23 protein-coding genes, 1 pseudogene and 1 riboswitch are annotated in these 25,626 nt (G+C 63.1%); of the genes and pseudogenes, 8 read left to right on the forward strand and 16 right to left on the reverse strand.

Annotation, left to right across the window (positions count from 1 at the left end; all coding sequences use genetic code 11):
• Window positions 1-7: 7 nt before the first annotated feature.
• The 6 genes and pseudogenes from LQ232_RS14270 to LQ232_RS14295 all read right to left on the reverse strand — a co-directional run bounded on the left by LQ232_RS14270 (window position 8) and on the right by LQ232_RS14295 (window position 8,466).
• Entirely contained in the window at window positions 8-1,531 is a 1,524-nt protein-coding gene (locus tag LQ232_RS14270) for a CoA-acylating methylmalonate-semialdehyde dehydrogenase (protein ID WP_230181015.1), read from the reverse strand.
• Window positions 1,528-2,694 (reverse strand): acyl-CoA dehydrogenase family protein, encoded by a 1,167-nt coding sequence (locus LQ232_RS14275; protein ID WP_230181016.1) that lies wholly within the window; start codon window positions 2,692-2,694, stop codon window positions 1,528-1,530. The genes LQ232_RS14270 and LQ232_RS14275 overlap by 4 nt, the downstream gene beginning before the upstream one ends.
• Window positions 2,695-2,967: 273 nt before the next feature.
• A pseudogene (locus tag LQ232_RS14280) lies at window positions 2,968-3,111 on the reverse strand (IS630 family transposase); the annotation flags it as partial.
• Between the two features lie 74 nt (window positions 3,112-3,185).
• Window positions 3,186-4,691 carry a PepSY domain-containing protein gene (locus LQ232_RS14285; RefSeq protein ID WP_230181017.1) on the reverse strand — a complete coding sequence of 502 codons (1,506 nt, stop codon included), beginning with the start codon at window positions 4,689-4,691 and terminating at the stop codon, window positions 3,186-3,188.
• Between the two features lie 5 nt (window positions 4,692-4,696).
• Window positions 4,697-6,853, reverse strand: a complete 2,157-nt coding sequence (locus tag LQ232_RS14290) for a TonB-dependent siderophore receptor (RefSeq protein ID WP_230181018.1) — start codon at window positions 6,851-6,853, stop codon at window positions 4,697-4,699.
• Between the two features lie 155 nt (window positions 6,854-7,008).
• Window positions 7,009-7,223: riboswitch (cobalamin riboswitch) on the reverse strand.
• A gap of 361 nt (window positions 7,224-7,584) precedes the next feature.
• Complete coding sequence (locus LQ232_RS14295) at window positions 7,585-8,466, reverse strand: alpha/beta fold hydrolase (protein ID WP_230181019.1); 882 nt, start codon at window positions 8,464-8,466, stop codon at window positions 7,585-7,587.
• Between the two features lie 114 nt (window positions 8,467-8,580).
• Between LQ232_RS14295 and LQ232_RS14300 the strand changes: the two genes are divergently transcribed.
• A complete protein-coding gene (locus LQ232_RS14300; protein ID WP_230181020.1) occupies window positions 8,581-9,429 on the forward strand; it encodes a helix-turn-helix domain-containing protein in 849 nt (282 codons plus the stop codon).
• 12 nt (window positions 9,430-9,441) lie between these two features.
• Here the strand turns inward: LQ232_RS14300 and LQ232_RS14305 are convergent, their stop codons facing one another.
• The 4 genes from LQ232_RS14305 to LQ232_RS14320 are packed head-to-tail and all read right to left on the reverse strand — an operon-like array spanning window position 9,442 to window position 15,422.
• Entirely contained in the window at window positions 9,442-9,858 is a 417-nt protein-coding gene (locus LQ232_RS14305; protein WP_230181021.1) for a hypothetical protein, read from the reverse strand.
• 9 nt (window positions 9,859-9,867) lie between these two features.
• A complete protein-coding gene (locus LQ232_RS14310) occupies window positions 9,868-11,124 on the reverse strand; it encodes a hypothetical protein (protein ID WP_230181022.1) in 1,257 nt (418 codons plus the stop codon).
• A gap of 1 nt (window position 11,125) precedes the next feature.
• Entirely contained in the window at window positions 11,126-12,223 is a 1,098-nt protein-coding gene (locus LQ232_RS14315; RefSeq protein WP_230181023.1) for a two-component system response regulator, read from the reverse strand.
• Window positions 12,210-15,422: a hybrid sensor histidine kinase/response regulator gene (locus LQ232_RS14320; RefSeq protein ID WP_230181024.1), complete on the reverse strand. Its 3,213-nt coding sequence runs from the start codon at window positions 15,420-15,422 to the stop codon at window positions 12,210-12,212. The genes LQ232_RS14315 and LQ232_RS14320 overlap by 14 nt, the downstream gene beginning before the upstream one ends.
• 236 nt (window positions 15,423-15,658) lie before the next feature.
• Between LQ232_RS14320 and LQ232_RS14330 the strand changes: the two genes are divergently transcribed.
• Genes LQ232_RS14330 through LQ232_RS14350 form a run of 5 tightly spaced genes read left to right on the forward strand, consistent with a single transcriptional unit; the run spans window position 15,659 to window position 19,784 of the window.
• Window positions 15,659-16,144, forward strand: a complete 486-nt coding sequence (locus LQ232_RS14330) for a pilin (RefSeq protein WP_305878698.1) — start codon at window positions 15,659-15,661, stop codon at window positions 16,142-16,144.
• A 51-nt stretch (window positions 16,145-16,195) separates the two neighbouring features.
• Entirely contained in the window at window positions 16,196-16,822 is a 627-nt protein-coding gene (locus tag LQ232_RS14335; protein ID WP_230181025.1) for a hypothetical protein, read from the forward strand.
• 36 nt (window positions 16,823-16,858) lie between these two features.
• Window positions 16,859-17,896: an amino acid ABC transporter substrate-binding protein gene (locus LQ232_RS14340; RefSeq protein WP_230181026.1), complete on the forward strand. Its 1,038-nt coding sequence runs from the start codon at window positions 16,859-16,861 to the stop codon at window positions 17,894-17,896.
• Window positions 17,897-17,898: 2 nt separating this feature from the next.
• A complete protein-coding gene (locus tag LQ232_RS14345) occupies window positions 17,899-18,753 on the forward strand; it encodes an ABC transporter permease subunit (RefSeq protein WP_230181027.1) in 855 nt (284 codons plus the stop codon).
• Window positions 18,750-19,784, forward strand: a complete 1,035-nt coding sequence (locus LQ232_RS14350) for an amino acid ABC transporter permease (RefSeq protein ID WP_230181028.1) — start codon at window positions 18,750-18,752, stop codon at window positions 19,782-19,784. The genes LQ232_RS14345 and LQ232_RS14350 overlap by 4 nt, the downstream gene beginning before the upstream one ends.
• 6 nt (window positions 19,785-19,790) lie before the next feature.
• Here LQ232_RS14350 and LQ232_RS14355 read toward each other — a convergent pair whose 3' ends face one another.
• The 6 genes from LQ232_RS14355 to mltG form a co-directional block, all read right to left on the reverse strand.
• Window positions 19,791-20,015 carry a hypothetical protein gene (locus tag LQ232_RS14355; protein ID WP_230181029.1) on the reverse strand — a complete coding sequence of 75 codons (225 nt, stop codon included), beginning with the start codon at window positions 20,013-20,015 and terminating at the stop codon, window positions 19,791-19,793.
• 123 nt (window positions 20,016-20,138) lie between these two features.
• Entirely contained in the window at window positions 20,139-20,936 is a 798-nt protein-coding gene (locus tag LQ232_RS14360; protein ID WP_230181030.1) for a TatD family hydrolase, read from the reverse strand.
• Window positions 20,937-20,951: 15 nt separating this feature from the next.
• A complete protein-coding gene (locus tag LQ232_RS14365) occupies window positions 20,952-21,332 on the reverse strand; it encodes a PilZ domain-containing protein (protein WP_230181602.1) in 381 nt (126 codons plus the stop codon).
• 139 nt (window positions 21,333-21,471) lie between these two features.
• The gene (locus LQ232_RS14370) at window positions 21,472-22,497 is read right to left on the reverse strand and encodes a DNA polymerase III subunit delta' (RefSeq protein ID WP_230181031.1); all 1,026 of its coding nucleotides are present in this window, start codon (window positions 22,495-22,497) and stop codon (window positions 21,472-21,474) included.
• The gene (gene tmk, locus LQ232_RS14375; RefSeq protein WP_230181032.1) at window positions 22,494-23,105 is read right to left on the reverse strand and encodes a dTMP kinase; all 612 of its coding nucleotides are present in this window, start codon (window positions 23,103-23,105) and stop codon (window positions 22,494-22,496) included. Before tmk ends, LQ232_RS14370 begins: the two co-directional genes overlap by 4 nt.
• A complete protein-coding gene (gene mltG, locus LQ232_RS14380) occupies window positions 23,102-24,094 on the reverse strand; it encodes an endolytic transglycosylase MltG (RefSeq protein ID WP_230181603.1) in 993 nt (330 codons plus the stop codon). The genes tmk and mltG overlap by 4 nt, the downstream gene beginning before the upstream one ends.
• 106 nt (window positions 24,095-24,200) lie before the next feature.
• On the opposite strand from mltG, the gene LQ232_RS14385 reads away from it, so the two are divergent.
• Window positions 24,201-25,184 (forward strand): folate-binding protein YgfZ, encoded by a 984-nt coding sequence (locus LQ232_RS14385; protein ID WP_230181033.1) that lies wholly within the window; start codon window positions 24,201-24,203, stop codon window positions 25,182-25,184.
• A 121-nt stretch (window positions 25,185-25,305) separates the two neighbouring features.
• Window positions 25,306-25,611 (forward strand): DUF4936 family protein, encoded by a 306-nt coding sequence (locus tag LQ232_RS14390; RefSeq protein WP_230181034.1) that lies wholly within the window; start codon window positions 25,306-25,308, stop codon window positions 25,609-25,611.
• Window positions 25,612-25,626: the final 15 nt, after the last annotated feature.

Here is a 25,626-nt window from a genome sequence, read left to right on the forward strand (position 1 = left end):
CGCTTGTTCAGCGAAGATTGATGGTGGTGTTGACGCCGGACGACACGGTCGCATCGTCAAACCACCGGGCGGTGACCGTTTTGGTCTGCGTGTAGAACTGCACCACCTGTTTGCCGTAGGGCCCCAGATCACCCAGCTTGGAGCCGCGTGAACCCGTGAAGCTGAAGAATGGCACCGGCACTGGAATCGGTACGTTGATGCCCACCTGGCCCACGTCGATCTCGCTTTGAAAGCGCCTTGCCGCGGCGCCACTCTGGGTGAACAAGGCCACGCCATTGCCAAAGGGGTTGGCATTGACCAGCGCGATGGCGTCGGTCAGCGTATCCGCCTCCAGGCACACCAGCACCGGGCCGAAGATCTCCTCGGTGTAGATGCGCATCTTGGTGTTGACCCCAGCGAAAACCGTGGGCCCCACGAAATTCCCGGCCTCATAGCCCGGCACGCGCACACCTCGCCCATCCAGCAACAGCCTGGCACCTTCATCGGCCCCGGTGGCAATGAGCTCCTCAATGCGCCGCTGTGCCGCCTTGGAAATCACCGGCCCGATGTCCGTGCCATCTTCGGCGCCCGCGTTGACTTTCAAGCTTTTGGCGCGCTCTACCAGTTCAGGCAACCAATCTTTGGAGTCCCCGACAAAGACCGCCACGGAGGCCGCCATGCAACGCTGACCCGCTGCCCCAAAGGCGGCGCCGGCCAGGGCATTGAGCGTTTGAGTCTTGTTGGCATCGGGCAGTACCACGGCGTGGTTCTTGGCGCCCATCATGCTCTGCACGCGCTTGCCATGTTGCGAGCCCAGGTTGTAGACGTGCGTGCCCACCGCCGTTGAACCCACAAAGGAAATGGCCGCCACATCGGGATGTGTGCACAGGGCATCCACCACGCTCCTGCCACCATGCACGACGTTCAGCACACCGGGCGGCACGCCTGCTTCGAGGGCCAATTGAACCAGCTCCATCGTGCTCATCGGGTCTTGCTCTGAAGGCTTGAGCACGAAGGTGTTGCCGCAGGCGATGGCCATGGGGAACATCCACAAAGGGATCATGGCCGGGAAGTTGAACGGCGTGATGCCGACACAGACCCCGATGGGCTGGCGCAGCGTGTATGTATCCACCCCGCCGGCCACGTTCTCCGCAAACTCACCCATCTGCAAGGTGCCGATCGAGCAGGCATGCTCGACCACTTCCAGGCCACGGATGATGTCGCCTTCAGCGTCGGCCAGGGTCTTGCCTTGCTCGGCCGTGAGGATGCTGGCGATGCGTGGCAGGTTGTGGCGAATCAGGGTCTGCAAGCGCAGCATGATGCGCATGCGCACGGCGATCGGCGTGTTCCGCCATGACTGGAAAGCCGCCTTGGCGGCCGCCACCGCGGCATCGACCTCGGCCGCCGTGGCGCACGGCGCATAGGCCAGCACCTCTTGCGTCGCGGGATTGGTGATGGGATGCCGCTCGGTGGCGTTGGAAGCGACGAATTCGCCATTGATCAGCAGGCGAACGGCCTGGTGGGCGTCGTACAAGGAGGAGGTGGTGCTCATGGCCGGCTTGGTGTGTTCTGAAGAAGTTGACGGGCGATCACGAGCTTCTGGATCTCGCTCGTGCCTTCATAGATCTGGGTGATGCGGGCATCGCGGTAGTGGCGCTCAACGGGATAGTCCTCCAGGTAGCCGTAACCCCCGTGGATCTGGATGGCCTTGGAGCAGACCCACTCGGCGGTCTCTGAGGCAAAGAGCTTGGCTTGCGAGGCCTCGGAAATGCAAGGCACGCCCGCCGTGCGCAACCGCGCCGCATGGTGGACCAGCAAGCGCGCGGCATTCAGACGCGTGTGCATGTCGGCGAGCAGGTGGCCGATGGCTTGGTGCTCTGCGATGGGTTTGTCAAACTGCACGCGTTCGCTGGCGTAGAGGCTCGCCGCCTCCAGCGCCGCACGTGCGATGCCCACCGACTGGGCCGCGATGCCGATGCGCCCGCCTTCCAGGTTGGACAGCGCAATCTTCAAGCCTTCGCCCTCCTGGCCCAGCAGGCTGGCTGCCGGCACACGGCAGGCCTCCAACACGATCGGGCAGGTATCCGAGGCGCGGATGCCCAGCTTTTTTTCAGGGCGCCCCACCTTGAAGCCGGCCGTGCCGGCGGGCACCAGAAAGGCCGACAGCCCCTTCTTGCCAGCGGCAGGATCGGTCACGGCGAACACCAGGGCCACGCCAGCGCGCGAGGCATTGGTGATGAACTGTTTGGCCCCGTCGAGCACCCAGGCGTTGCCATCGCGCACCGCACGCGTCTTCAAGGCATCGGCTTGGGAGCCGGCTTGCGGCTCCGTGAGGCAGAACGCGCCGATTACTTCGCCGCTGGCCATGCGGGGCAACCAACGCCGCTTCTGCTCGTCGGTGCCAAATTTGAGGATGGGTACGCAGCCCACGGAGTTGTGCACACTCATGAGCGTGGCCGACGAAGCGCAGCCAGCGGCCACTTCTTCGATGCACAAGGCATAGGCCAGGTCGTCCGTCTTGACGCCGCCCCATTCGTCAGGCACCAGCAGCCCGAGCAAACCCAGCTCACCCATCATGCGCACGGTGCCATCGGGCAGGCGCCCTTCACGGTCCCACTGGCCGGCATGGGGCGCCAGCTCGCTTTGCGCGAAGGCCCTGGCCGCGTCGCGGATTGCGCGCTGGTCTTCCGTCAACAATGTGTCAAGACTGCTCACTTTCAATCCCGGTATCCCGTCAAACAGGACACCATCGTAGGAAGTGGCAAGGGCACTGTCCATGACCGATCCGCTGCTGCGTGTGAGCAAATCGGCCAGTCGGCCTCAAGGCCAAGTCATCTCCGCATGTCGTTCAGAAAGCACAGTCCCCCGATCACCAGGCAAACCAGCGCCACCAGGTCGATCCACACCACCCCGCGCAATGTGAGCGTTGTACCACCGGCTGAAGCCGTCGTTCGTGGAGAGACAATCCATAAAGCTCGATCGATGGCATCACCAGAGCTCACCTTGCTTCCAGCAAGCCATGATGATGGGCTTTCGCTTCTGCCCGCTTTTGAGCTTGCGACGGGCGGTGTCTTTGAGTTCTCCCAAAGTGTCGGGGCAGAATTTGGCCAGCGCATGGCGCTTGAGCCATGCGTGCTCGGATCCCCGCTTGGCTGGTTCGCGTGCAGATAGAACCAAGGTGCCGGATGGGCACATGCTGCCCGATCTCACAATCCACGTTGCCGCGAGGAGGTGGCCCTCAACTTTCGCAGCCGCCGCCACCCCACCACCGTGCCACTGATAGCGACGACCAAACCGGCGAGACACAGCGTGGCGATCACCAGGTCCCAAGCCGGGCGGTGTTGAATCAACCACGGCAGGTCCAGGCTGTGAGGTGCATTGAAGAGCCAGCGTTCAAGCCGGCTGTTGCGCGTGCTGCTGCCCAACAACTGGCCGTTGGCCGGATCGATGTGCAGCCAGGTGCCTGCGTCGTCGGCCAGCACCAGGCGCCACACGGGCAATGTCACGGTGCCATGGTGGCCATACCAGTACCGATCCTCCTGCGTCAACAGCACGCTGCGCTTGATCTGCACACCCGGCCAGGCGTGGCCGATGGCTTGTTCGATATCGAGCTGCGTGGTCACGGCGCGTCGCCCGTCTGCCGCAACAACCACGGTTGCAAGGCCTTTGGCATCGTGCCATTGCAGCAGTGGACGCCCGGCCAGCCACAGCACCTGCAACTCGCGCGCATCGGGTAGCGCCGCTGGTGGCCAAGGCAAGGTCATCGATGGCTCGGCACCTCGATACCGCACCATGGCCGCCGGGTCGATACCGCCGCGCCCGAACCAGCCGGTGGGATTCATCGACAGCCAGCCGCTGGCGATCCAGGTCAACACGAAGATGCCGCCGACCATGCCCGCCAAGTGATGACAGGCCATCCAGCCGCGATAGGGCGTGACGGCGCCGTGGCGGTAGCGCCGCCGCAGCCGCACGCGCAACACGCCCAGCACCAGCCCGGTGACGGCAGACACGATGCAGCAGCCAGAGATCCACACGACCACCTCGTGCCACAAGGGCGGGTTGGCGCGCAGCGGTGTGAAGTACAGCCAGTGCGGCACCGCGCCCAGCCAGTTCCAGAAGCGCTCGTGGCGCGAGGTGTCGCGCACCACCTCGCCCGTGCGGGCCGACACGTACAGCTCGGTCCCAGCAGCGTCGCCGATCTCGATGCGGTGCAAGGGGCGCAACGCATCGAGGCCGCCAGGCACCGTCCACTGGTCGCGCTCCAGCGTCTCGGCCCAGCGTGTCTGCGGCTGGCCCGCAAACGCCCTAGCGATCATCTCGGCCTGGTGCGCATTGAACGGACCCATCGGATGCCCATCGCGGGCCGACAACACCTGCTGTCTGCCCTGCTGATCGACAATGCGCCACACCGGCTCGGCACGTGGGCCGGCATGCAGCATCTCCAATCGCATGCGCTCGGGTGTCTCGGTGACCGAGCCTGCCACCAGCGCAGCGGTTGGCGGCAAGACGGCCTCGGCCATCCGCAGCGGTGGCAGCCCGCCCAGGCGCTCGGCCTGCGTCAGCGCCGGAAAGCCCACGTACATCATCACCAGCCCAGAGGCGAACCACATGGCAAACAACAGGCAGCCGACGATGCCAAGCCAGCGATGGGTGAGGTACAGCGCACGACGGCAAGGCCGCCATGCACGGCGCAAGGCACCGAAGATGTTCATGCGGCTTAGAACGCGAATTCAGCAACCAGCTCGGCCCGGCGCGGCTCGCCAAACAGCGCTTGCGTGTCGCCGTAAGTTGAAATCGCGTATGCCTTGTCGGCGGCGTTGCGCAGCAGGGCCCGCACGGTCGTCATGCTGTTGACGTTCCAACTGAGGCTGGCGTCAAACACCGTGTAGGACGGCAGCGTCGCGGTGTTGGCCGTGCTGGTGTAGCGTCGGCCAACGTAGCGTGCGCCGACCGAGGCTTGCCAGTTGCCGAAGCGGTGGTGCGTCCAGAGATTGGCCACCAACTCCGGCACGTCGTTGGGGCGTTTGCCATCCAGGGTGACGCTGTTCTGCACCAGGTGGTCGTAGCGCGCACTCAGCACTGCGAGGTTGCCTTCGAGGCGCCACTGCCGCGTCGGACGCAGGTTGCCGCTCAACTCGACCCCTTGTGAATGTTGGCTGCCGCCCTGGACATTGGTGGTCGGGCTCGTGCTGGTGTCCTGCGTGACGATGTTGCTCTTCTTGATCTGGTAGACCGCCGCAGTCCAGTCGCCCAGGCCGTCGGCCAGGCTCTGCTTGATGCCCGCCTCCACTTGCCGGCCGGTTGTGAGGCTGAAATCCTTGTTGGCCAGGTTCAGTGTCACCAGGCTGGTCACCGGGTCGTGGCCGCTGCTGAACTGCACATAGACGTTGGTGCGTGGCGCCAGCGTATAGGTCAGGCCGAGTCGGGCGGATGTGCCTGACAGCGTCTGGTCCAGGCCATCGCCGCCCAACAGCTGCGTGCGCGTCACTTCGACCCGGTCGTGGCGCAGGCCACTCAGCAGCACGAGCTTGTCGGTCGCATGCCAAGCGTCTTCCACATAAAAGCCCTGCGCGACCGTGTCGGTCTTGAACTTCGGTGCGGTCGCGTCCGGGCTGGACCAATTGCCATGGGCCACGTTGTGCAAGCTCACGCTGGAGCTGCCGCCGGCGGCGCCATTGTTGGTGTGCTGGAAATCGATGGTGCTGTACTCCCAACCGGCCACGACGCTGTGGCCCGAGGGCTTCCAGGCGACCTCGGCCCGGTTGCCGCGTTGGGTCTGGTTGTGCAGGATTTCGAGGTAGACGTCGCGGTCAACCAGGTTGGTCCCAGAGTTGTAGATGTATTCCTCGATGTTGCGCCACTGTCGGTTAGCCTCGAGGTAGAACACCTCGTCATTGACACTCAAGGTTGGCGAGATCTGCCAGCTGGCCCGTCCGCGCAAACGCTTGTCTTCGTAACGCACGATGCTGTCCGCGGCGTTGTAGTTCTCCTTGCGCAGCGAATCATCCAGACGGCTGTTGACGAAGGGGGTGCCGAAGTAGCGCTCGGGTTTTTGCAGGCTGTAGTCGGCCATCAACTCGAAGCGCAGGTCCCCGCGCGGGTCGATGCGAAGCGTGGACATCAGCTTGCCGCCGCTGGCCTGCCCGAGGTCGCGCACGCCGTCAGACCTCAGGCCGTAGGCATCCACGCGGTAGCTGGCCACCTCGTTGATGGGGCCGGTGGCGCCAACGCCGACCCGCGCGCTGCCGTGGTCGCCCGCAGCAAACAAGGTCTCAATGGCCGACGCGCGTTGCGGCGGCTTGCGCACCGCGTTGATGGTCGCGCCAACGGTGCCCGAGCCGAACACCACCGATGCCGGGCCACGCAAGATCTCGATGCGCTCGTAGCCCCAGGTGTCGATTGGGTAGGTCTGCGTGCCCGAGGCCACGGCCAGGCGCAGGCCGTCTTCGGCCAGGCCGATGGAATTGGTGCCGGTGAAGCCACGGGCCGAGAACGACAGGCCGCCATCACCAGGGCTGGCGATGTCGGTCAAGCCCGCGGTGCGGGTGATGGCCTCGCGCATCGCGTAGTCGCCGCGCTCCAACACCTGCGCGCCGCTCACCGCCTCCACGCTGGCTGGCAGTTCACGCACCGTCAGGCCAGTGCGCGATCCTGTGGGCGATGGCTGGTCCAGGTGCAACCCCGAACCGCTGGTGCGGCCGGTCACGGTCACCTCGGGCAAGGGGGCCGGTTCGGCAGCGCAGGTGGCGCTGCTGGCCCAGGCCGTGAGCGTCAGCGCGATGCAGGGAGCAGTCCAACTGCGATGTCGCGACGGACCGGGCATGCGAAGGGAAGCCACGGAAACCGGGGTGCGGAAAAATACGGAAGACAACATGAGAGGGAACTCGACAAAGAAGGAAAGCGTCGCGCGCACCCGCGATCCTTCCGCCTAACCGAAGGTAAGCCTGTGCAGAGGGATTGACGAACACGACAACGCTGAACCGTCCACCCGCCGTGAACGGAACACTTGAACGCACGCTGGCCCTTGAGGGCACGGCGCGGCACGCAGGTCGGTCTCCGGACTCGCAAGTCATGTCCCGTCGCCTTCCCAGCGCTTGCGCGCCAGTGGCACGGATGACGGAACCACACTCACCTACCGTTGCGGGGGCAGTCGCGGCTTGAGGCACCTGTTGGCGCCGCACCGCGTTCCCGTTTCACCATCGAGGAAGAATTTCCTCGACGGCTCCTGCGTGGCTTGGAAGATACCAGATTGAACACGCCAGCAGGCGCAGCCCCCAACCACCAGGCAAACCAAGGCCAACAAATCAAACCACACCACCCGCGTGATCTGCGCGTTGTAGCCGCCAGTTGACACCGCCAGCCACAGAAACGACACCACGCTGATGCCCCCCACGGGCAAGGCCATGGCTTGCCACGGCGGCCGGAAAGCAGCCGCCATGAAGAAAGTACCCAGCAAACCGAACAGCACTGCGCGATGGCGCATGAGGATGGCCAGGTTGGGCTCGTGGAATGACAACCCATACAGGGTGGCCAGGCGCTCCGCGCTCAACACGCCGGACAGCGGCAGCAGGTGGATCAGCCCCACGATGATCAGCATCACTGAAGCTACATGGCGCATGACTTGCCCTGCGGCTGTTCTTTCAACACGCTTTCCAGTTGAAAGCGCCTGATGTTGTCGGCCACCTGCCCCGCATGCTCCAGGCTCAGGAAGACACCGGAGCTGTCGATCCATTGCAGCTTGGCATTGGGTAATTCGCGCTGAAAACGCTCTGCCAAACGCTTTGGAAAATGCTGGCAACGGGTGGACCACAGCAGCAACACGGGCCGGTTGAATCCCTGCATTGCAAAACCAGATTCTTGCGTGAAACGGGTGGAGACGCTGCGCAGGAACTGTCGTACATCTCGGCGCACGCCGGCATCCGTGCGCAGGGGCTTGAGCCAATGCTCGATCAGGTCGTCGGCCAAGGGCGCTTCGGTCAGGTCGCCGAAGGCAATGGGCAGCCGCCTCAGCAAGGGCACATGGTGCAGCAACTGCGCAGACACCCAGGCCAGGCCCGGAACGTGCCCCCACCATTTGAGCGTGGCAAATGCTGGCGGCGGGAAAACGTCGTAGGCATCGCAGGTGGTCAACACCGCACGGCCAATGCGCTCGGGGTGTCGTGCGCACACCATCTGCACCAAGGCCCCACCGCTGTCGTTGCCCACCAAGGTCACGTCCCTCAAATCGAGCGCCTCGATGAAATCTGCAATGAGCCGGGCCACACCGGGCACCGATAGATCCGCGTCGGGCTTCATGGCCATGGCATGAGCGCCGAGCGGCCAGTTGGGCACAATGCAGCGCGCACCTTGGCCCAGCTCTGGCAGAAGCGGCACCCAAAGCTGGTGGTCGGCCATCAGCCCATGCACAAAGACCATGGGCTGCCCCCTGCCCTGGTCCAGGTATTGAAGCGGGCCTTGCCGCAGGTGGATGGTTTTGAGTGAACTCATGGTGCTCTCCGGTGTGTTGGCAAAGTGCGCTTGCATGTTCCGCTCACCCATCACATCGGGCAATTACCTCGGAGGTCATTGAAACGGCCCACCGGGGAAGGGATACTGCGGCCCATGACGAACGCCGAACCTTTGCGCCAGAGCCCCCATGAGCCGCCACCGTTTGGCAAGCTGCTGCGGCAATGGCGTGACTTGCGCAAACGCTCGCAGCTGGACCTGGCACTGGAGGCCAGCGTCTCGCAACGTCACTTGAGTTTTCTGGAATCAGGCCGTGCGCAACCCAGCCGTGAGATGGTGCTGCAGTTGGCCGAGGTGCTGGGCGTGCCTCTGCGTGAGCGCAACCTGCTGATGACTGCGGCTGGGTTTGCGCCGATTTTTCAGCAACGGGGACTGCAGAACGACGAGATGAAAGCGGTGCGCGAAGCCCTGGAGTTGATGCTCCGGCATCACGAGCCCTACCCTGCCCTGGTGGTCAACCGACAGTGGGACATGGTGATGAGCAATGGGCCTGCTCAACGCTTCACGGCGATGTTGGGCGAGCCGGATGCGCTCTGGCGCCTCGTTGATCCCAGTGGTGGGCGCAATGTGATGCGCATGACTTTTCACCCGCACGGCATGCAGCCGCGTTTGCGAAACTGGGCGCAGGTGGCACCGCTGTTGTTGTCGCGGCTTCAGCGTGAGGTGGCGGCAGACCCCACACACGTGGCATTGCGGCAGTTGCTGACCGATGTATGCCGCTTTCCGGGCGTGCCAGAGCACTGGCAGCAGCAGGGCTGGGTGCTGCCCATGCCCCCTCCCATCTTTCCATTGGAATACGACCTGGGCGAGCACACCATCAAGGTGTTCTCGATGGTGTCCACCTTTGGCACAGCGCTGGACATCACGGCAGAAGAACTTCGGGTTGAGACCTTCTTCCCCGCAGATGACTTTTCACGGGAATTTTTCCGCATGCTGTCGCCTTGATCAGGCTCAAGCCTACTTCCTCAACAGCACATTCATCCCCGGCAGAACATCCGCCTCATCAACATACCCGATGGCGCCGGGTGTCTTGCTCACGAACTCGATCATCTCGTTCGTCTGCTTGACCTCTTGGGGGGGCGTGCCCTTGCCCACGTAACGGCGAACCGTCCAATAGGCCACGTACTGGTCCTCGTCGGTTTGCAGGTACTGGCTCAGAAAGCGCTGGCGTGCCACCAGGGTGGGGGCGCCGTTGGCGGGCCGCACCCGCACCCCCTCCACTTCAATGGTCTTGCCCATGTATATGCGCTGAACCGTGGTCAGGTCGATCTTGTGGACGTTGGGGTGGCCAATGACCACGATGCGGTCGGCGGCATGGCTCAGCGGCCCCAAGGCCAGCAGCAACGATGCGAAGGTGAATTTAAGGCGTGTCATGGGCACTCCTTAATACGCAAAGTTGTAGCTGATGGACAGCACGTCAATGCCTTTGTCCGCCACAGCCGGGCCCCCGCTGGGCGAGTCGATCATGGACGAGCCCTTGCGCACCCAGGTGTGCAGCCATTCGGCCTTCAGCTTGCTGTGCGGTGTGAGCGCATAGGAGGCACCGATGGCCAATGAATGCTGGTCATAAAAGGGGATGCTATCGGCAAAACGGCGCTGGCTGGCATTGATCACATCGGTCACACCCGGCGCCACGTCTGGCACCGACGACTGGCTCAAAGCATCGTGGGCGCGGTTCGGGGCACCCACGGTCTTCAACACCGAAGCCGACACATAGGGCGTCCACTTGTCCATGGTTTTCAAGATGGCGATGTAGCCGCCTGCAGTGTTGGCGCCCAGGTCGGTGTCGTGCTGGATATTGCGCTCGGCCTCGAACATGATCCGCCAATTGCCAGACAGTTTCTGGTCAATGCCCACGGTGATGATGTCGTTCCTGATTTGCGGCGCGGTGCCGTCGGGCGCATAGATCGGGCCAAAAAAAGTCGGCACGGATTGGATGCTGACGGGATTGAGGGGGCCACCATCGGGCCGGGTAACGGCATGGTGAGCGCCAAACCGCAACATGGTGTCTTCCGCGCGCCAGGTCAACACAGCCCCACTGACCCGGGTGTCGTACTTGTTGAACGCGGTGCCGGTGTCGCGGGTGTTCATGCGAACCCAGACCTTGGCTTCACCGCTGTAGACATCCAGGCCAAGCTCGGAGTTGGCCATGGCCCAGTTCCGGGTGATGTACACCCCGGTCACGTCGGTCGTGGGGGCGATGGAGTACATCTCGGTGGGCAGTCGGGCGAAGTCATAGCTTTGGCCCACGTCCAGGTTCTCGGATGACAAGTACAAGGGGATGCGCAGCTTGCCCACGCGCAACAGCCAGTCGTTGTTCGGCCGCCATGAGGCGAATGCCCAGCTGGCGGTCAGGTCCCAGTCGTCATCATTGCGGGCCGATGGCGCCAGCTTGCCCTGCACCGTGGCCGAGAACTCCGGGGTGAACTGAACATCGAGCTGCGCGCCCAAAACGGTGTCGCGCATGAGGGTGCCATCAGAATCGACGAAGCGCTGGTAGCGGTAGTCCTGGTTGGAGATGGCCGCGCCTATGGTGCCAAAGCCTGAGTACGAAAAGTCTTGCGCCTGGGCCACCGTGGCCGCCAGCACCGTCAGCGCCAAGGCCGAGGCTTTCCGCAAAAGAGCTTCTTTTTCTTTCATGTCAGTCTTTCCACTGGCTGGCGATGTCGATGAACATCGCTTGTGTTGCATGCAGGGCGTCCACGATGTCGCCGTCAAAATGTTTGTCGCGGCCTTCGTCGATGAACTTCATGGCCACCTCGTGGCTGAAGGGTTCCTTGTAGGGGCGACGGCTGATCAGTGCGTCATACACATCGGCCACGGCCATCAACCGTGCCGACAAGGGAATGGCTTGGCCGCGCAGGCCGTCCGGGTAGCCAGAGCCATCCCACTTCTCATGGTGCGAACGGGCAATTTCCATGGCGTAGGCCAGGAAGTCGGTTTCTTCGCCCATGCGCAAGGCAGCGCGGTTGAGCATGTCCCAACCGTGTAGTGGGTGGCCCTTCATGACCTCGAACTCTTCCGTGGTCAACTTGCCCGGCTTGAGCAGGATGCTGTCAGGAATGGCGACCTTGCCAATGTCGTGCAGCGGCGCCGACTTGGCGATCAATTGGATGCTGTCGGGATTGAGCACTTTGTGGTGCAAGCCCTGTTCCCACAGGTGCGTGGCCAGCACCCGTACGTATTCCTGCGTGCGCTTGACGTGGTTGCCGGTGTCTTCGTCTCTGAACTCGGCGAACGAGATCATGATGAAGAGCGTTGAATCGCGCAGACGATCCAGCTGCGCCATCTGGATTTCCAACTGGGTTTGAAGTTTGGCGTTGCGGTTGTTCAGGTAGTCGTGAAAAGCCTTGTTCTGCAAGTGCGTCTTGACGCGGGCTTTCACAACAGATGGGCTGATGGGCTTGTGGATGTAGTCGGCCGCGCCAACTTCAAAGCCCCGGGTTTCGTCTTCCGGCTCCTGCATGGCCGTCAAGAAAATCACTGGAACATGGCTGGTGCGCGGATCTTGCTTGAGGCGTTGGCACACCTCGTAGCCGTCCATGCCGGGCATCATCAAATCCAGCAAGACCAGATCAGGCGGCGAGCGTTTGGCCAATTCAAGCGCCTTGGGGCCAGACGAGGCCAGCTTGACGCGGTAGGTTTTGTCCAGCAGGCCGGCCAGAAGCGTGAGGTTGGTGGGCGCGTCATCCACCACCAGGATGGTCGGGGTATGGGCCTGCGCTTCACTGGATGACATCGTCGAGCCTTTCTTGAAGCAAAGCCAGGGCCGCGTCGAAATCGCAGCCCTCGATGGCGGTGTCCAGCCGGCTGAACATCACGGGATCGAATGCGTTCATGAACACCTTGCGTTGGCTGCGCCACAGGCTGATCGCCGCGCTGTCGCTGTCATGGACCAGGCGTTCGAGCGCCTTGGTTTGTACCTGGATGACTTTGGCATCCATGTCGGCATGCGGTGCGGCCGTGGGCGCCGCAGCACCTTGCAATTGCGGGATCAGCGCCAACAGCAAGGCCTCTGTGGCCTCCTTCAAGGCGCCCACCAGGGAGTCGGCTCGCTCGGCCGACTGCTGCTTGACCGCCCTTTCCAGCTCGGCACAAAGGCGGGCCATGTCATTCGCACCGATGGTGGCGCACAAGCCGCGCAGGGTGTGCGCTTCACGCGCCAGGCTGGCCCAGTCTTGCGCTTGCGCGGCGGTGGCCAGCGCCGTGCCGCCGGTCATCACATGGTCGACGAAACCGTTCAACACGCGCACATACAGGCCCAGGTTGCCCTCCAGCCTGGCCAATGCCTGGCGCGAGTCCAGGCCTGGGGCCTGAGGCAGCTTGCCGGCAGAGGCGCTCGACCTGACAGCTTGTTCAACAAGTGCCGAGGGGACCTTGTTCAGGGGGTGGTAACGGGCCAGCGTGGCATACAGCTTTCTGGGTTCCAGCGGCTTGCTGATGTGGTCCTGCATGCCAATGGCCAGGCAGTGGTCCCGCTCTTCGTCCAGTGCATGGGCCGTCATTGCCAGGATGGGCAAGGCCCGGAAGCGCTCATCGGCGCGGATCTGGCGGGTGGCTTCGTGGCCATCCATCACCGGCATGTGCAGGTCCATCAGCACGACGTCGTAGGCGGTGGGGCCGCTCATGCGCAGGTGTTCCACGGCCTCGCAACCGTTGTCCACGGATGTGACGATGGCGCCGCGGCGGCTCAGCAACTCGGTGGCCAGTTGCTGATTCAAGGCGTTGTCCTCCACCAGGAAAACGCGCAGGCCGTCCAGACGAATGACTGCATCTGGCGACTGCTCGACGTGGGCCGCTGAGGTGTCGATGCCTGTCAACTTGCCGAACAGGCCGCGCAGGGCATCGGGCAGGATGGGCTTGGGCAAGAAGGCGTCGGCCCCAGCTTGGGTGGCATTGGCCTGCAGGCTGTCCCAGCCATAGGCTGAGATGACCACCACGTCCAAGCCCGGGTGCAGCTGGCGCAATCGGCTGGTGACCTCGGCACCGCCCATGTCCGGCAAGACCCAGTCCAACAGCACCATGTCGAATGGGTGCCCCGCCTCGTCGGCGTCGGTGACCATGGCCAGGGCCTGGGCGCCGTTTTCCGCGGTGGCAACCAATCCTCCACGCTCGCTGTCGGCATGTTTTCCCACGCCCATCATGGTCAGCAGGCCCGCCATCGAGGTTCGGGTGTCACTTTGGTCATCCACGATCAGCACGCGCAGCGCTTCGATTGGGATGGGCGGGAGCGATGTTGGCAGCAATGCGGGGTCGAGCACCAGGCTGACGGGCAAAGTCACGGTGAAGACCGAGCCGGCGCCGTGTTGGCTGGACACCGAGATGTGCCCGCCCATGAGTGTGGTCAGGCGTTGGCAGATGCTCAAGCCCAGGCCGGTTCCGCCGTAGCGTCGCGTGGTGCTGTCGTCGGCCTGCGTGAACTCCTGGAACAGACGGCTTTGCTGCTCGCTGTTCATCCCGATGCCCGTGTCGCAGACCTCGAAGCGCAAGGTGGCTTGGGCACCATCACGGTCGTCCAGGCCTACCCTCACCTTCACGTGCCCACTGTGCGTGAACTTGACTGCGTTGGACAGCAAGTTGGTCAGGATCTGGCCCACACGCAGCATGTCGCCCTGCACCACGCCGGCATCGCTCAGCAAGGCCGGATCGGTGAACTCGCACAGAAGCTCGATTTCACGCTCCTGGGCTTTCTGGCGCACCAGCATCAGGGCGTTGCCCACCACCTCTTCCACCCGGTAAGGCGCGCGCTCCAGAGACAAGCGCCCGGCTTCGATCTTCGAGAAATCCAGGATGTCGTTGATCACGCCCAGCAGGATCTGAGATGCCGACAGCACCTTGTCCAGGTAGTCCTTCTGCTGGTCGGTCAGCGGTGTTTGAAGCGCCAGGTGCGTCATGCCGATGATGGCGTTCATCGGTGTGCGGATTTCGTGGCTCATGTTGGCCAGGAAAAGCGATTTGGCCTTGGTGGCCGATTCGGCCTGGTCGCGCGCGGCCTGCAAATCGGCCTGGACCTGCGCCCGCGCTGCCAGATCTTCCTGGATGGATTGCGCCATGGTGTCCATGGTGACGCCCAGCGCGAACACTTCCTTGACCGCATGCGATTTGGGATTCCCGCGGGAGGAATAATCACCCTGGGCAAAGGCGCGAGCCTGGGCGCTCAGCGCATTGATGGGCTGAAGCACGCGCCGGCGCATCACCAACAGCGCTGCGCCCATGACCGGCAAGAGCAAAAGATCGACGGCCACGGCCAGTGCGATGAAACGCGATACCCGGGTGGACGCCCGCGTCACGGCATCCTCGGTGCGGGCGTTGGCCAAGCGTGTCAGGTCAGCGATGGCGCGGGTCAGGTCCGCACCATCTTGTTCATAGGATTTGGCGTAGACCAGCTTGGTCGCGTAGGCCAGGTTGGGCTCACCCTCCGAGACGAACACCTGGTGCTGCGCGTCGTACAAGCCCTGCGTGGCGGCAAATGCCACCTGCTCGGTTTTTTTAAGGTGCTCGGTGGCGGCCATCACGCGCTGCAAGCAGGCCAGCTCGGCCGGGCTCAGGTTCAGGGCCTTCATGCGGTCCATCAAGGAAGCCCGTGTGCCCGTTTCAGACAAGGCGTGTGGCTTGCGCTTGGCGATCACATCTTCCCAATAAACACTGACGTCGTCCGTGCCGGGGCCCGCTTTCTCGCCCTGGCGAATGGCGTAGATGTCGTAATAGGTCAGCAGGTAGTTGACATCGCCCGTGGCGGTGTAGGCGCGCACCAATCGTCGCAGCAAATCGGTTTCTGCCCGCAGTTGCTCCAAAGCGCGCGTGGTCTTCTCACGCTGCAAGGCGACTTGCGGGCTGGTTTCAAAAGCCGACCGAATCAGCACCAGGAACGCAAAATTGGCCATCAAGGCCAGGATGACGCCCAGAAACATGCTGTGCGAAACGGTTCTCAGTTTCACCCGTGCGCTCCCCGCCGCGGTTTGTTGGCCAAAGCAAATCCAGTGACGCAAAAATGAGCCATGGGGGGCTATCGGTCACGCTGCGCACGGCTAAAGCCCCAGCGGCCTCAATCCCCACTTGCACGCTCAACTTTGATGGATATTCGTGACGGAATCGTCACAGGCCTATTCGAAGCTCTGACCACGCCGTCAGCTTGGCACAATGGGCAACCACCAATGCGACGGACGGCTATCCCATGACCCAGGCTCACCGCGGCTTCACCCTGATCGAACTGATGGTCGTGATTGCGATCATGGCCATTCTGGCCCTGATCGCCATGCCAAGCTACCAGGGCAAGATCATCAAGGATCAGATCGCCGAAGGCGTCGCGCTGGCAGCCATCGCCAAACCACCGGTCGCCGCCTCGTGGTCGATGACCAAGGTGCTGCCAGCGGACAACACCGCGGCAGGCTTGCCCAGCGCTGACAAGATCGTCAACAACGTGGTCAGCAGCGTTGCCATTGCCGATGGCGCCATCCACATCACCTTTGGCAACCGGGTGAACGGGGCGATCAAAGGCAAGATCCTGACTTTGCGCCCTGCGGTGATCGAAGATGCGCAGATCGTTCCCGTCACCTGGGTTTGCGGTCACGCCGAGGCTCCTGAGAAGATGACCCTCAAGGGCGCGGACAAGACCGACATCGCCCCGGCTTTTTTGCCGATCAACTGCAAGGCCAAGTGAATTAAGCTGGATGCGTTTTCAGGTGGATAACTTTGCAGGGAGTGCCAGTAGATGGCAAGGTCAAACCGCAGCTTCTCGGTGCCGGATGCCGCTCGCGCGCTGGCCGTGATCTTTTTTGCCGCGCACGCCGGACTGGCGGCTGGTGCCGGCATGTACCGCTGCTATAACGGCGGTTCGATGTACGTTTCCGACAAGCCCTGCCGCGCCGACAAACGCGAAGAGAAGTTCACCGCGATGGGGCCGTCCGGCAACCCCATGCCCATGCGGGGTCAGAGCTTCAACCCGCCTTCGGTTGACAAGGCGCCCGAACACTTGCGCTACCTGAGCACAGCTTGTGCCCAGCTCAACGACGCGATCCGAACCGCGCCATCAAGGGGCCTGCGTTCAGACGTCATTTACCAGCTCCGGTCAGAATACCAAAGCAAGTGCAGCGAAGATGAAAGCGACGCTTACCGAGCCTTGCGCAAGGAGCGCGACCAGGAGCGGCAAGACCGGCGAGCCGAACAGCAGGCTCATCAGGCCCAAAAAGAATTCACCCAAAGGGAGCGCGAGCGTTGCAACGAGATGCTGCGCATCCTCCACGGCAAGCGCAGCCAGTTCGACACCATGACCGAAGGCCAGAAAAACGACTTCGTGAATTTCCAGTCGAACTACAGCGCACGTTGCAAGAACGACTGATCTGCGGGGCCAAGGTTCCTCACGTATCCTTGGCGCATGCGCTGGATGACATGGAACCGCTTTGGCCGGGCCGCAGGCACGACCGCCTTGCTGGCACTTTTGAGCACGCCTGCCTGGTCGGGCGCGACGCTGGACGCCATCCGTGAGCGTGGCCAGGTCAAGTGTGGGGTGAGCACCGGTGTGGCCGGCTTCTCGGCGCCTGACAGCAAAGGGCGATGGACTGGTCTGGACGTGGACGTGTGCCGGGCGCTGGCGGCCGCTGTGCTGGGCGATAGCAACAAGGTCAACTTCGTGCCGCTCAACTCGCAGCAGCGATTCACCTCGCTTCAGTCGGGCCAGGTGGACCTGCTCTCGCGCAACACCTCCTGGACCTTGACCCGTGACGCCTCGCTGGGCTTTCATTTCACGGCGGTCACTTACTACGATGGCCAAGGCTTTCTTGTGCCCAAGAAGCTCAAAGTGAGCAGTGCCAAGCAATTGCGCAATGCGCAGGTGTGCATCCAATCAGGCACCACCACCGAGAAAAACCTGTCGGACTTTTCTCGCTCGCAAGGCGTGCCTTTCAAGCCCGTGGTCTATGACTCGTTCGAGGCGGCCTTCAAGGCCTTTTTCTCAGGGCGCTGCCAGGCTTACACCACCGACGCATCGGGCCTGGCCATTGTGCGCAACAAGGAAGCGCCTCACCCCGAGGACTACGTGATCCTGCCCGAGCTGATCTCCAAGGAGCCCTTGGGCCCCTTGGTGCGGCGGGGTGACGACGAGTGGTTCGCCATCGTCAAGTGGACGGTGTTTGCCATGATCGAAGCCGAAGAGCTGGGTTTGACGCAAGCCAACATCGACAGCTTTCGCGCCAGCCCCTCGCCATCGATCCAGCGGTTGGTGGGCACGGGCGAGGACATGGGCAAACTCTTGGGCCTGGACAAGACCTGGTCCTACCGCATCGTCAAAGCCGTGGGCAACTATGGCGAGGTGTACGAGCGCAACGTGGGCGCAGGCTCAATGCTGAAGCTGCCGCGTGGGCCCAATCGTTTGTGGAGCCAAGGCGGTTTGATGTACGCACCACCCGTCCGTTGACCATGCTTGATTTTTTGAACCAGCCAGCCGGCTTCGGCATCGGCGAGACCGGGCTGCTGGTTTATGACGCCAGCCAACCCCTTTGGCGGGCAATGGCCGTGGGCTTGGGCAACACCTTGCGCGTGTCCTTGCCCGCCTTGGTGTTCGCCACTGCGCTGGGCACCTTGGTGGCCTTGTCAAGGCGAGCCGCGCACCCGGGCTTGAGGACCGCCGGCCAGGTCTACATCGATGTGGTGCGCAACGTGCCTTTGCTGGTGCAACTGCTGATGTGGTACTTCCTGCTGCTGGATTGGTTGCCGGACACCACCTTGGCGTTGGGCTGGTTGCCCGGCGTCACGCTGAGCAAAGGCGGGCTGAGCTTCCCCTGGCTGGCCGCAGATCACAGTGGCTGGCTCTGGAGCCTGCCTGCGCAGGATGGCCTCAGCGTCACGGGCGGGGCCACGGTCACGCCTGAGTACCTCGCCGTCTTCATGGCCCTGGTCACGTACACGGCGGCTTTCGTGGCCGAGGTGGTTCGGGCCGGGCTGGAGTCGGTGCCCAAGTCGCTGAGCGAGGCGGCCCTAACCTTGGGGGCCTTGCCCCACCAGGTGATGCTGCGCGTGGTGCTGCCCCAGGCCCTGCGCACCATGGTGCCGGCCATGACCAACCAGTACCTGAACCTCGTCAAGAACTCTTCGCTGGCCGTGGCCGTGGGTTACCCCGACCTGGTGTCGGTGGGCAACACCGCCCTGAACCAGACCGGCCGCGCGGTGGAATGCATCCTGGTGATGATGTCGGTCTACCTCACGCTCTCGCTGCTGACCGCGGCCTTGATGAACTGGTTCAACACGCGGTATGCACTCAGGGGCAGTGCATGAAGAAGACGAGCGCCACCTCCATGGCCATGTCGACTTTCTTCTGGCTGGCCTTGGCCTATGCAGGCTGGCGCTTGCTGGATTGGGGCGTGCTGAACGCCGTGTTCAGGCCCGACGAGGCCGCCTGCCATGCCTTGGAGCGCACAGGCGCGTGCTGGGGCGTCATCACCGAAAAGATCCGTCCGCTGCTGTTGGGCCGCTATCCCCACGAAGAGCAATGGCGCCCTTCGCTGGCACTGCTGTTGATGCTGATGGGGGCCGGGGCCCTGCTCTGGCGCCCTTGGGCCCTGTCTCTGCGAGGTCTGGTGTGGGGCACTGCCTTGGTGTCGCTGGCTGTGGGCTTGTTGATGCACGGCGGTCCGCTGGGCCTGCCGGTGGTGCCTTCCGATCAATGGGGCGGACTGCCCTTGACCCTGATCCTGGCGGGCCTGACCATGGCGCTGTCTTTGCCGCTGGGCATCGCCTTGGCCTTGGGCCGCAGGGCACGTTGGCCCTGGGTGCGCTGGGCCTGCAGCGGGTTCATCGAAGTCACGCGGGGCGTGCCTTTGGTGATGGTCTTGTTCATGGCCGCCTTCATGCTGCCGGCTATCATTCCCGCCCGCTTCGAGGTCAGCCTGCTGTGGCGCGTGTTGATCGCCTTGACCTTGTTCTCGGCCGCCTACCTGGCCGAGATCGTCCGAGGTGGCCTGCAAACCGTGGGGTCTGACCAGTTCGACGCCGCGAAGGTGATGGGCTTGTCAAGCTGGCAGACCCAAAGGCTGGTGGTGTTGCCCCAGGCGCTGCGGGCGGTGTTGCCGGCTTTGGTCAACCATGCCATCGGCCTGCTCAAGGACACCTCGCTGGTCATGGTGGTGAGCCTGCATGAATTGACCGGGGCCTTGTCCTTGAGCCTGGGCGGAGACCCGCAGTGGCGTCCCTATTACCTTGAGGGTTATCTGTTCGTGGCGGCCATCTATGCCGCCTTGTGCCTGAGCCTGTCGCGGGCTGGCCGCCGGGTTGAGCAACGTTGGCTGGTCAGCGGTGGGCAGGCCTGAGGAATCTCAGTCTGCGCCCAGGATGTCGTTCTCGACGTCGGGAGCGCTGTCCACTTCCTGGTCAAAGGCATTGGTGTCGCCATTGATGTGCGGGATCAGGGGCTTGTCCAGCGGGCGGCAGATGCGGCTTTGCAGGTGGTTCAAACGCTCCGATCGCTCCATGGCTTCGATCACAGCTTGGGGATCCATCATGAGGGCGAAGGGATTGGCGTAAAGACCTGTGTTTTGCATACTAGCTCCGTGAAGAAGTGCCGTTTCGATGGATGAACTTTAGGCTTCACGGTCGGAGGCGAATAGTCGCCGCAAATCCAAACCGTCTGTCAGAAATTGTCTGACAAGGGTTTGAACACAGGGTCAGTTCACGGAGGCGGTATTGGGCGGGATTGCGAACAATTGCTCGAAATTGGTCGTCGTCACCCGGCCTAAGACCTCGGGTTCAACCCCCTTAAGTTCGGCCAGGAAACGGCCGACCAGGGCCACGTAGGCGGGCGAGTTGGTTTTACCCCGGTGAGGCATGGGCGCCAGGTAAGGGCTGTCGGTTTCGATCAGGCAGCGGTCAAGGGGCACGAACTTGGCCACCTCGCGCAGGTCGGCCGCATTCTTGAAGGTCAGGATGCCCGAGAACGAGATGTAGAACCCCAAGTCAAGCGCGGCCCGCGCCACGGCCTGGCTTTCGGTGAAGCAATGGAACACGCCCCTGGAGCGGCCCTGCCCTGACTCCCGCAGGATGCCAATGGTGTCGTCGCTGGCCTGACGTGTGTGGATGACCAGCGGCAGCTGGGTGTCCAACCCCGCCTGGATGTGGACCCGAAAGCGCTCGCGCTGCCAGTGCATGTCGGCCACGGAGCGCTCGCCCAGGCGGTAGTAATCCAGGCCGGTCTCGCCAATGCCCACCACGCGTGGCAATGCCGCGCGCTCGACCAGGTCGGCCAGGGTGGGTTCCCGCACGTCTTCGTTGTCGGGGTGGACGCCCACCGTGGCCCAGAAATTATCGAAGCGCGTGGCCAGGGCGTGCACTTGCGGAAATTCTTCCAACGTGGTGCTGATGCACAAGGCTCGCTCGACCTGGGCTTGCGCCATGTCGGCGCGCACCTGGTCCAGCGCATCGGCGTAATCGGGGAAATTGAGGTGGCAGTGCGAATCAACAAACATGAGGCGAATCTTGCCTCAAAGTGTCTGGGTCGGCTTGTTCGATGACAGGGACGTGCCCAGAATTTGCTCGATCTTGATGCGCAACAGGCGGGTCTTCTCGTCAGACGGGAAGCGCACGCCCACACCTTGGGTGCGGCCACCGGAGGCGTTGGCCGGGGTGATCCAGGATATCTTGCCCGCCACGGGGTAGCGCTGGGCTTCGTCAGGCAAAGACAGGAGCAGGTAGATGTCGTCACCCAGCTTGTAATCGCGGGTGGTGGGCACGAACAGGCCGCCATCGGCAAAAGCCGGAATGTAGGCCGCGTACAGCGCGCCTTTTTCGCGGAACACCAGCTGGATGACACTGGGGCGAGCCACGCCAGCGCTGGGCACCGCACCCGCAACGCCACCACCCATCGGGGTCGTGCTGGTCTTGCCTGGCCCGGAGTTGGCAAAGGCAGACGGCAAGGCTGTGGTGTGGAATTCGCTCATTGTGGTGAAAGTGTAACGTCGGCCGCTGGCCACAAACGTGAATTTAAGCGCAGGAGAAGCCTCTTTACTTGTTGAAACGCAGTGCCAGACGTGCTTGCTGCAATAACGATTCCACCCTCAAATTCAGGCTCCAGGGGTGCTCTGCCGTGCGGCTGGCCTTGCGCAGCTCGCCTGACCAGGCCGTGAGCCGGGCCAGATCACCATCACGATGCAGGCTGCCTTCCGGAAAGTAACGGGGGGCGGCACCGGTGGCCATGCAAGCCAGGTCGTGACACAGTTTTTGAAGGGTCTCGATGACCAGCGGCAAGGGCCAGCCCACCATCGCGCCGCTTTGTCCCTGCGCCACATCGCGCGGGATTTGCGGCCAACGCACGGCATCCAAGCCCATGGCGTGGCGGTCACGGGCGGTCAGGGGTTGGCCTCCCGAGGCTTGCAACAGGATGGCCGCATCCGCTTCGGTCAGGCCCTTGATCTGCTCACACAGCCAGGTGATGGACGCAGCCTTGTCAGGCAATGGCAGGCGCCAGGCCTGGCAGCGGCTGCGCACGGTGGGCAGCAACTCGTCCAGAGAGCCAGCGCTGACCACAAAGCGCACCATGCCGGGCGGCTCTTCCAGGGTCTTGAGCAAGGTGTTGCTCGACACGGTGTTCATGCGCTCGGCCGGGTGCACCACCACCACTTTGGCGCGCCCTCGAGATGCGCTCTGCTGCGAGAACTGCACCACCGCGCGGATGGCATCGACCTTGATGTCCTGGCTGAGCTTCTTGGTTTTGCCTGATTTTTCAGACGCGCCTTCGTCGTCATCGCCTGAACCGGTCCAGCCCAAAGCGGCTTGCAGGGCCTCAGGCACCACCACCACCAAGTCGGGGTGTGAGCGTGCCGAGATCAGGTGGCAACTGCCACAAGCGCCGCAAGCTGGCTTGAACGGGCTGCCCGGGGCCTGCGCCTCGCACAGCCAGGACTGCGCCAAGGCCATCGAGAACTCAAATTGCCCCACGCCTTGGGGGCCATGAACCAGCGTGGCGTGGCCGTGGGCCTGCGCCAAGGCTTGGGCAAGGGGGGCGTGAAGCCAGGGCAGCAAATCGCTCAAAGCCAACCTCTGGATTGAAGCGCAGCATCGACCTGGCGTGCCACCTCGGCCTGGTTGGCGCTGGCATCGATGAGCGCGAAGCGTTGGGCATCGGCCCGCAGGCGCGCCTGGTAGCCGGCTCGCACGCGCTCAAAGAAGGCGGTGTCCTGGGCTTCGAAGCGGTCAGGCTGGCGAGCGGCCGACAAACGCGCGGCGGCCACTTCTGGCGGCAAGTCGAACAGAAAGGTCAGGTCGGGCTGGCGCTGGCCTTGCACCCACTTTTCCAAGGTGCTGAGCACCGACAGGTCAAAGCCGCGGCCCGCGCCCTGGTAGGCAAAAGTGGCATCGGTGAATCGGTCGGACAGCACCCAGGCGCCACGGGCCAAGGCCGGCTCGATCACTTGCACCAGGTGATCGCGGCGTGCGGCGAACACCAACAAGGATTCGGTCAGCGCGTCCATGGCATCGTGCAAAACGCTTTCGCGCAGCTTCTCCGCCAAAGGCGTGCCGCCGGGCTCGCGGGTTCTCACCACATCGTGCCCTGCCTGGCGCAATTGGCTTTCCAGGGCATCAAGGTGGCTGGTCTTGCCTGCACCATCAATGCCCTCAAACGAAATGAACCGGCTCATGGACGCTTTCTCTGGTACTGGTTGACCGCGCGATTATGCTCAGCCAGGGTGCTGCTGAACACGCTGCTGCCATCGCCGCGCGAGACAAAATACAAGGCGTTGGTCTCGGCCGGGTGCACGGCGGCCAGCAAAGCCGCTTTGCCAGGCATGGCGATCGGCGATGGCGGCAGGCCGGTGCGCATGTAGGTGTTGTAAGGCGTGTCGGTCTGCAAATGGCTGCGCTTGAGGTTGCCATCGAACTCATCGCCCATGCCGTAGATCACCGTGGGATCGGTCTGCAATGGCATGCGCACGCGCAGACGGTTGCAAAAAACGCCCGCGATCATCGGCCGGTCGGCTTTCAGGCCGGTTTCTTTTTCCACGATCGAGGCCAGGATCAGCATCTCTTGCGGCGAATTCAAGGGGCAACTGTTGCTGGCACCGCGCAAGGTCCAGGCATCGCTCAGGTGCTTCTGCATGGCCCGGTGGGCGCGTTGCAGGACTGCCAGGTCGGTGCTGCCCTTGGAGTAGGAATAGGTGTCCGGGAAGAACTGCCCTTCTGGCGACAAATCAGGCTTGCCCAATTGGGCCATCACCTGCGCATCGCTCAGTTTGGCGGTGGTAGGTTCCAGGCCTTCTGCCTGGGCCAGTTCAGCCCTGAAACGCTTGAAAGTCCAGCCATCGATCAGTTTGACCACGGCCAGGCGTTCATCGCCCATCACCATCATGCGCAGCAGTGACAGAGGGGTTGCACCGCGCTCCAGCATGTAGCTGCCAGCGCGGATCTGGCGCGCCTGCCCCGACCAGCGAAACCATTGGTAAAGCATCACGGGCGAGGCGTCTACACCGGCGTCCACCCAGCCCCGAGCGATCTCGCGGGGCGTGGTGCCCGACTCGATGGCCAGCTCGATGTCATCGCCATGCATTCGCAAAGGCTGGTGCACCCACCAGAACACGGCCCCCGCGAAAGCCAATGTAGCCAGCATCAACAGTCCGAGCAAGACGCCCATGACGCCGCCTTGCTGCTGCCTGGCTTTGGGGTGGTTTGAAAACAGGTTAGTCGGGATCATCCGTGGACCAATGATGGATTTGACGACCGTGATGATAATGACCCCCATGCAAGACATTCATTTTCCAGACGTCAAGGCGCTCAATGGCGCAACCGCCTTGTCCCATTTGGGCATCATTTCAGCCGAGGGAGCCGAGGTGGCCAGCTTCCTTCATGGACAGTTGAGCCAGGATGTGACAGGCCAGTCGCCCGATCAAGCCCGCTTGGCTGCATTTTGCTCGGCCAAAGGCCGGATGTTGGCCAGTTTCATCGTCATCAAGCCCCAGCCAGAGGCTTTTTGCCTGATCACGGACGCGCAAGTGCTGCCAGCGGCCCTCAAGCGGCTGTCCATGTTCGTGCTGCGCGCCAAGGCCAAATTGACTGACGCTGCGGGCAAGCTGTCTGCCGTGGGTTTGATGGGCCAAGCCGCCAGGGATTGGCTGGGCGAGGTGGCGACAATCGAGCCATGGCAGTCCAGCCCACACGCGCCCAGCGGCGGCCAGGTGGTGCGCTTGCCCGACGTGCTGGGCGCGGCCCGCTGGCTGTGGATCGGGCCTGTTGAAGCGGCCCAAGCCATCACCCAAACCTTGCCCGCCCTGCCTTTGCCCGCGTGGCAGTGGCTTGAAGTGATGAGCGGTGTCGTGCGGATCGAGCCGGCCACCGCAGATCAATTCGTGCCCCAGATGGTCAACTATGAGTTGGTGGGTGGCGTGCATTTCCAGAAGGGTTGTTATCCCGGCCAGGAGATCGTGGCGCGCAGCCAATACCGGGGCACGCTCAAACGGCGCACCTTCTTGCTGCATGGTCAGGCGCCCATGCAGGCCGGGCAAGAGGTTTTTTCGGCGGCCGACCCCACCCAGCCCGCAGGCATGGTGGCCAACGCCGCCGCCATCCCGACTCAGGATGGGCAAGTCGGCGCGGCGTTCAGCGCCCTGGTCGAATTGAAATGGCAAGCTCTGGAAACCGGATGGCACCTTGGATCAGCTGATGGGCCCGCCCTTGAGCTGGGCACCATGCCCTACGAGGTGCCTTTGGGCACGTCAGACGTCTGATTTGACAATTTCTTAACGGCAATCGACCTCGGTTTGGGCGCATGCCCTTGGCACGCTGCTTCAAGGGTGCAGTCCGCGGGTTAACCTCCATCACACTTGACCGCTTTGGGAACTCATGGCCATGGCAGACGCAGCCCCGGCAAAGGCTCTGTTCATCTACTACAAGGTGGACCCGGGCCATGCCGCGGCGTTTGAAACCGCGGTTCGGCACATGCAGGCCGCACTGCGCCGATCCCACGAGGACCTGACGGCCAGGTTATGGATTCGCGCCGACGCGCCAACGTCAGCGCAAACCTGGATGGAAACCTATGAACATCCCGAGGGCGTCGGCGTTTTGCTGGCCACCCTCATCGAGTTGGCCGCGCAGGATTTGCCCCTTGGGCTGATTGGCGGCCGTCACGTCGAGATGTTCTGCAACATTGACTGAGAAGGACACAGCCCG

Source organism: Aquabacterium sp. CECT 9606 (assembly GCF_918741295.1).
Lineage (GTDB): Bacteria > Pseudomonadota > Gammaproteobacteria > Burkholderiales > Burkholderiaceae_C > Aquabacterium.

What these genes read in the sequence shown, in the direction of transcription:
- LQ232_RS14310 (WP_230181022.1), bottom strand. Translation starts at nt 11,124, where the DNA reads ATGAAAGAAAAAGAAGCTCTTTTGCGGAAAGCCTCGGCCTTGGCGCTG.
- LQ232_RS14305 (WP_230181021.1), bottom strand. Translation starts at nt 9,858, where the DNA reads ATGACACGCCTTAAATTCACCTTCGCATCGTTGCTGCTGGCCTTGGGG.
- LQ232_RS14360 (WP_230181030.1), bottom strand. Translation starts at nt 20,936, where the DNA reads ATGTTTGTTGATTCGCACTGCCACCTCAATTTCCCCGATTACGCCGAT.
- LQ232_RS14300 (WP_230181020.1), top strand. Translation starts at nt 8,581, where the DNA reads ATGACGAACGCCGAACCTTTGCGCCAGAGCCCCCATGAGCCGCCACCG.
- LQ232_RS14390 (WP_230181034.1), top strand. Translation starts at nt 25,306, where the DNA reads ATGGCAGACGCAGCCCCGGCAAAGGCTCTGTTCATCTACTACAAGGTG.
- LQ232_RS14330 (WP_305878698.1), top strand. Translation starts at nt 15,659, where the DNA reads ATGACCCAGGCTCACCGCGGCTTCACCCTGATCGAACTGATGGTCGTG.
- LQ232_RS14270 (WP_230181015.1), bottom strand. Translation starts at nt 1,531, where the DNA reads ATGAGCACCACCTCCTCCTTGTACGACGCCCACCAGGCCGTTCGCCTG.
- LQ232_RS14385 (WP_230181033.1), top strand. Translation starts at nt 24,201, where the DNA reads ATGCAAGACATTCATTTTCCAGACGTCAAGGCGCTCAATGGCGCAACC.
- LQ232_RS14350 (WP_230181028.1), top strand. Translation starts at nt 18,750, where the DNA reads ATGAAGAAGACGAGCGCCACCTCCATGGCCATGTCGACTTTCTTCTGG.
- LQ232_RS14340 (WP_230181026.1), top strand. Translation starts at nt 16,859, where the DNA reads ATGCGCTGGATGACATGGAACCGCTTTGGCCGGGCCGCAGGCACGACC.
- tmk (WP_230181032.1), bottom strand. Translation starts at nt 23,105, where the DNA reads ATGAGCCGGTTCATTTCGTTTGAGGGCATTGATGGTGCAGGCAAGACC.
- LQ232_RS14355 (WP_230181029.1), bottom strand. Translation starts at nt 20,015, where the DNA reads ATGCAAAACACAGGTCTTTACGCCAATCCCTTCGCCCTCATGATGGAT.
- LQ232_RS14290 (WP_230181018.1), bottom strand. Translation starts at nt 6,853, where the DNA reads ATGTTGTCTTCCGTATTTTTCCGCACCCCGGTTTCCGTGGCTTCCCTT.
- LQ232_RS14345 (WP_230181027.1), top strand. Translation starts at nt 17,899, where the DNA reads ATGCTTGATTTTTTGAACCAGCCAGCCGGCTTCGGCATCGGCGAGACC.
- LQ232_RS14315 (WP_230181023.1), bottom strand. Translation starts at nt 12,223, where the DNA reads ATGTCATCCAGTGAAGCGCAGGCCCATACCCCGACCATCCTGGTGGTG.
- LQ232_RS14285 (WP_230181017.1), bottom strand. Translation starts at nt 4,691, where the DNA reads ATGAACATCTTCGGTGCCTTGCGCCGTGCATGGCGGCCTTGCCGTCGT.
- LQ232_RS14335 (WP_230181025.1), top strand. Translation starts at nt 16,196, where the DNA reads ATGGCAAGGTCAAACCGCAGCTTCTCGGTGCCGGATGCCGCTCGCGCG.
- mltG (WP_230181603.1), bottom strand. Translation starts at nt 24,094, where the DNA reads ATGGGCGTCTTGCTCGGACTGTTGATGCTGGCTACATTGGCTTTCGCG.
- LQ232_RS14295 (WP_230181019.1), bottom strand. Translation starts at nt 8,466, where the DNA reads ATGAGTTCACTCAAAACCATCCACCTGCGGCAAGGCCCGCTTCAATAC.
- LQ232_RS14365 (WP_230181602.1), bottom strand. Translation starts at nt 21,332, where the DNA reads ATGGGTGGTGGCGTTGCGGGTGCGGTGCCCAGCGCTGGCGTGGCTCGC.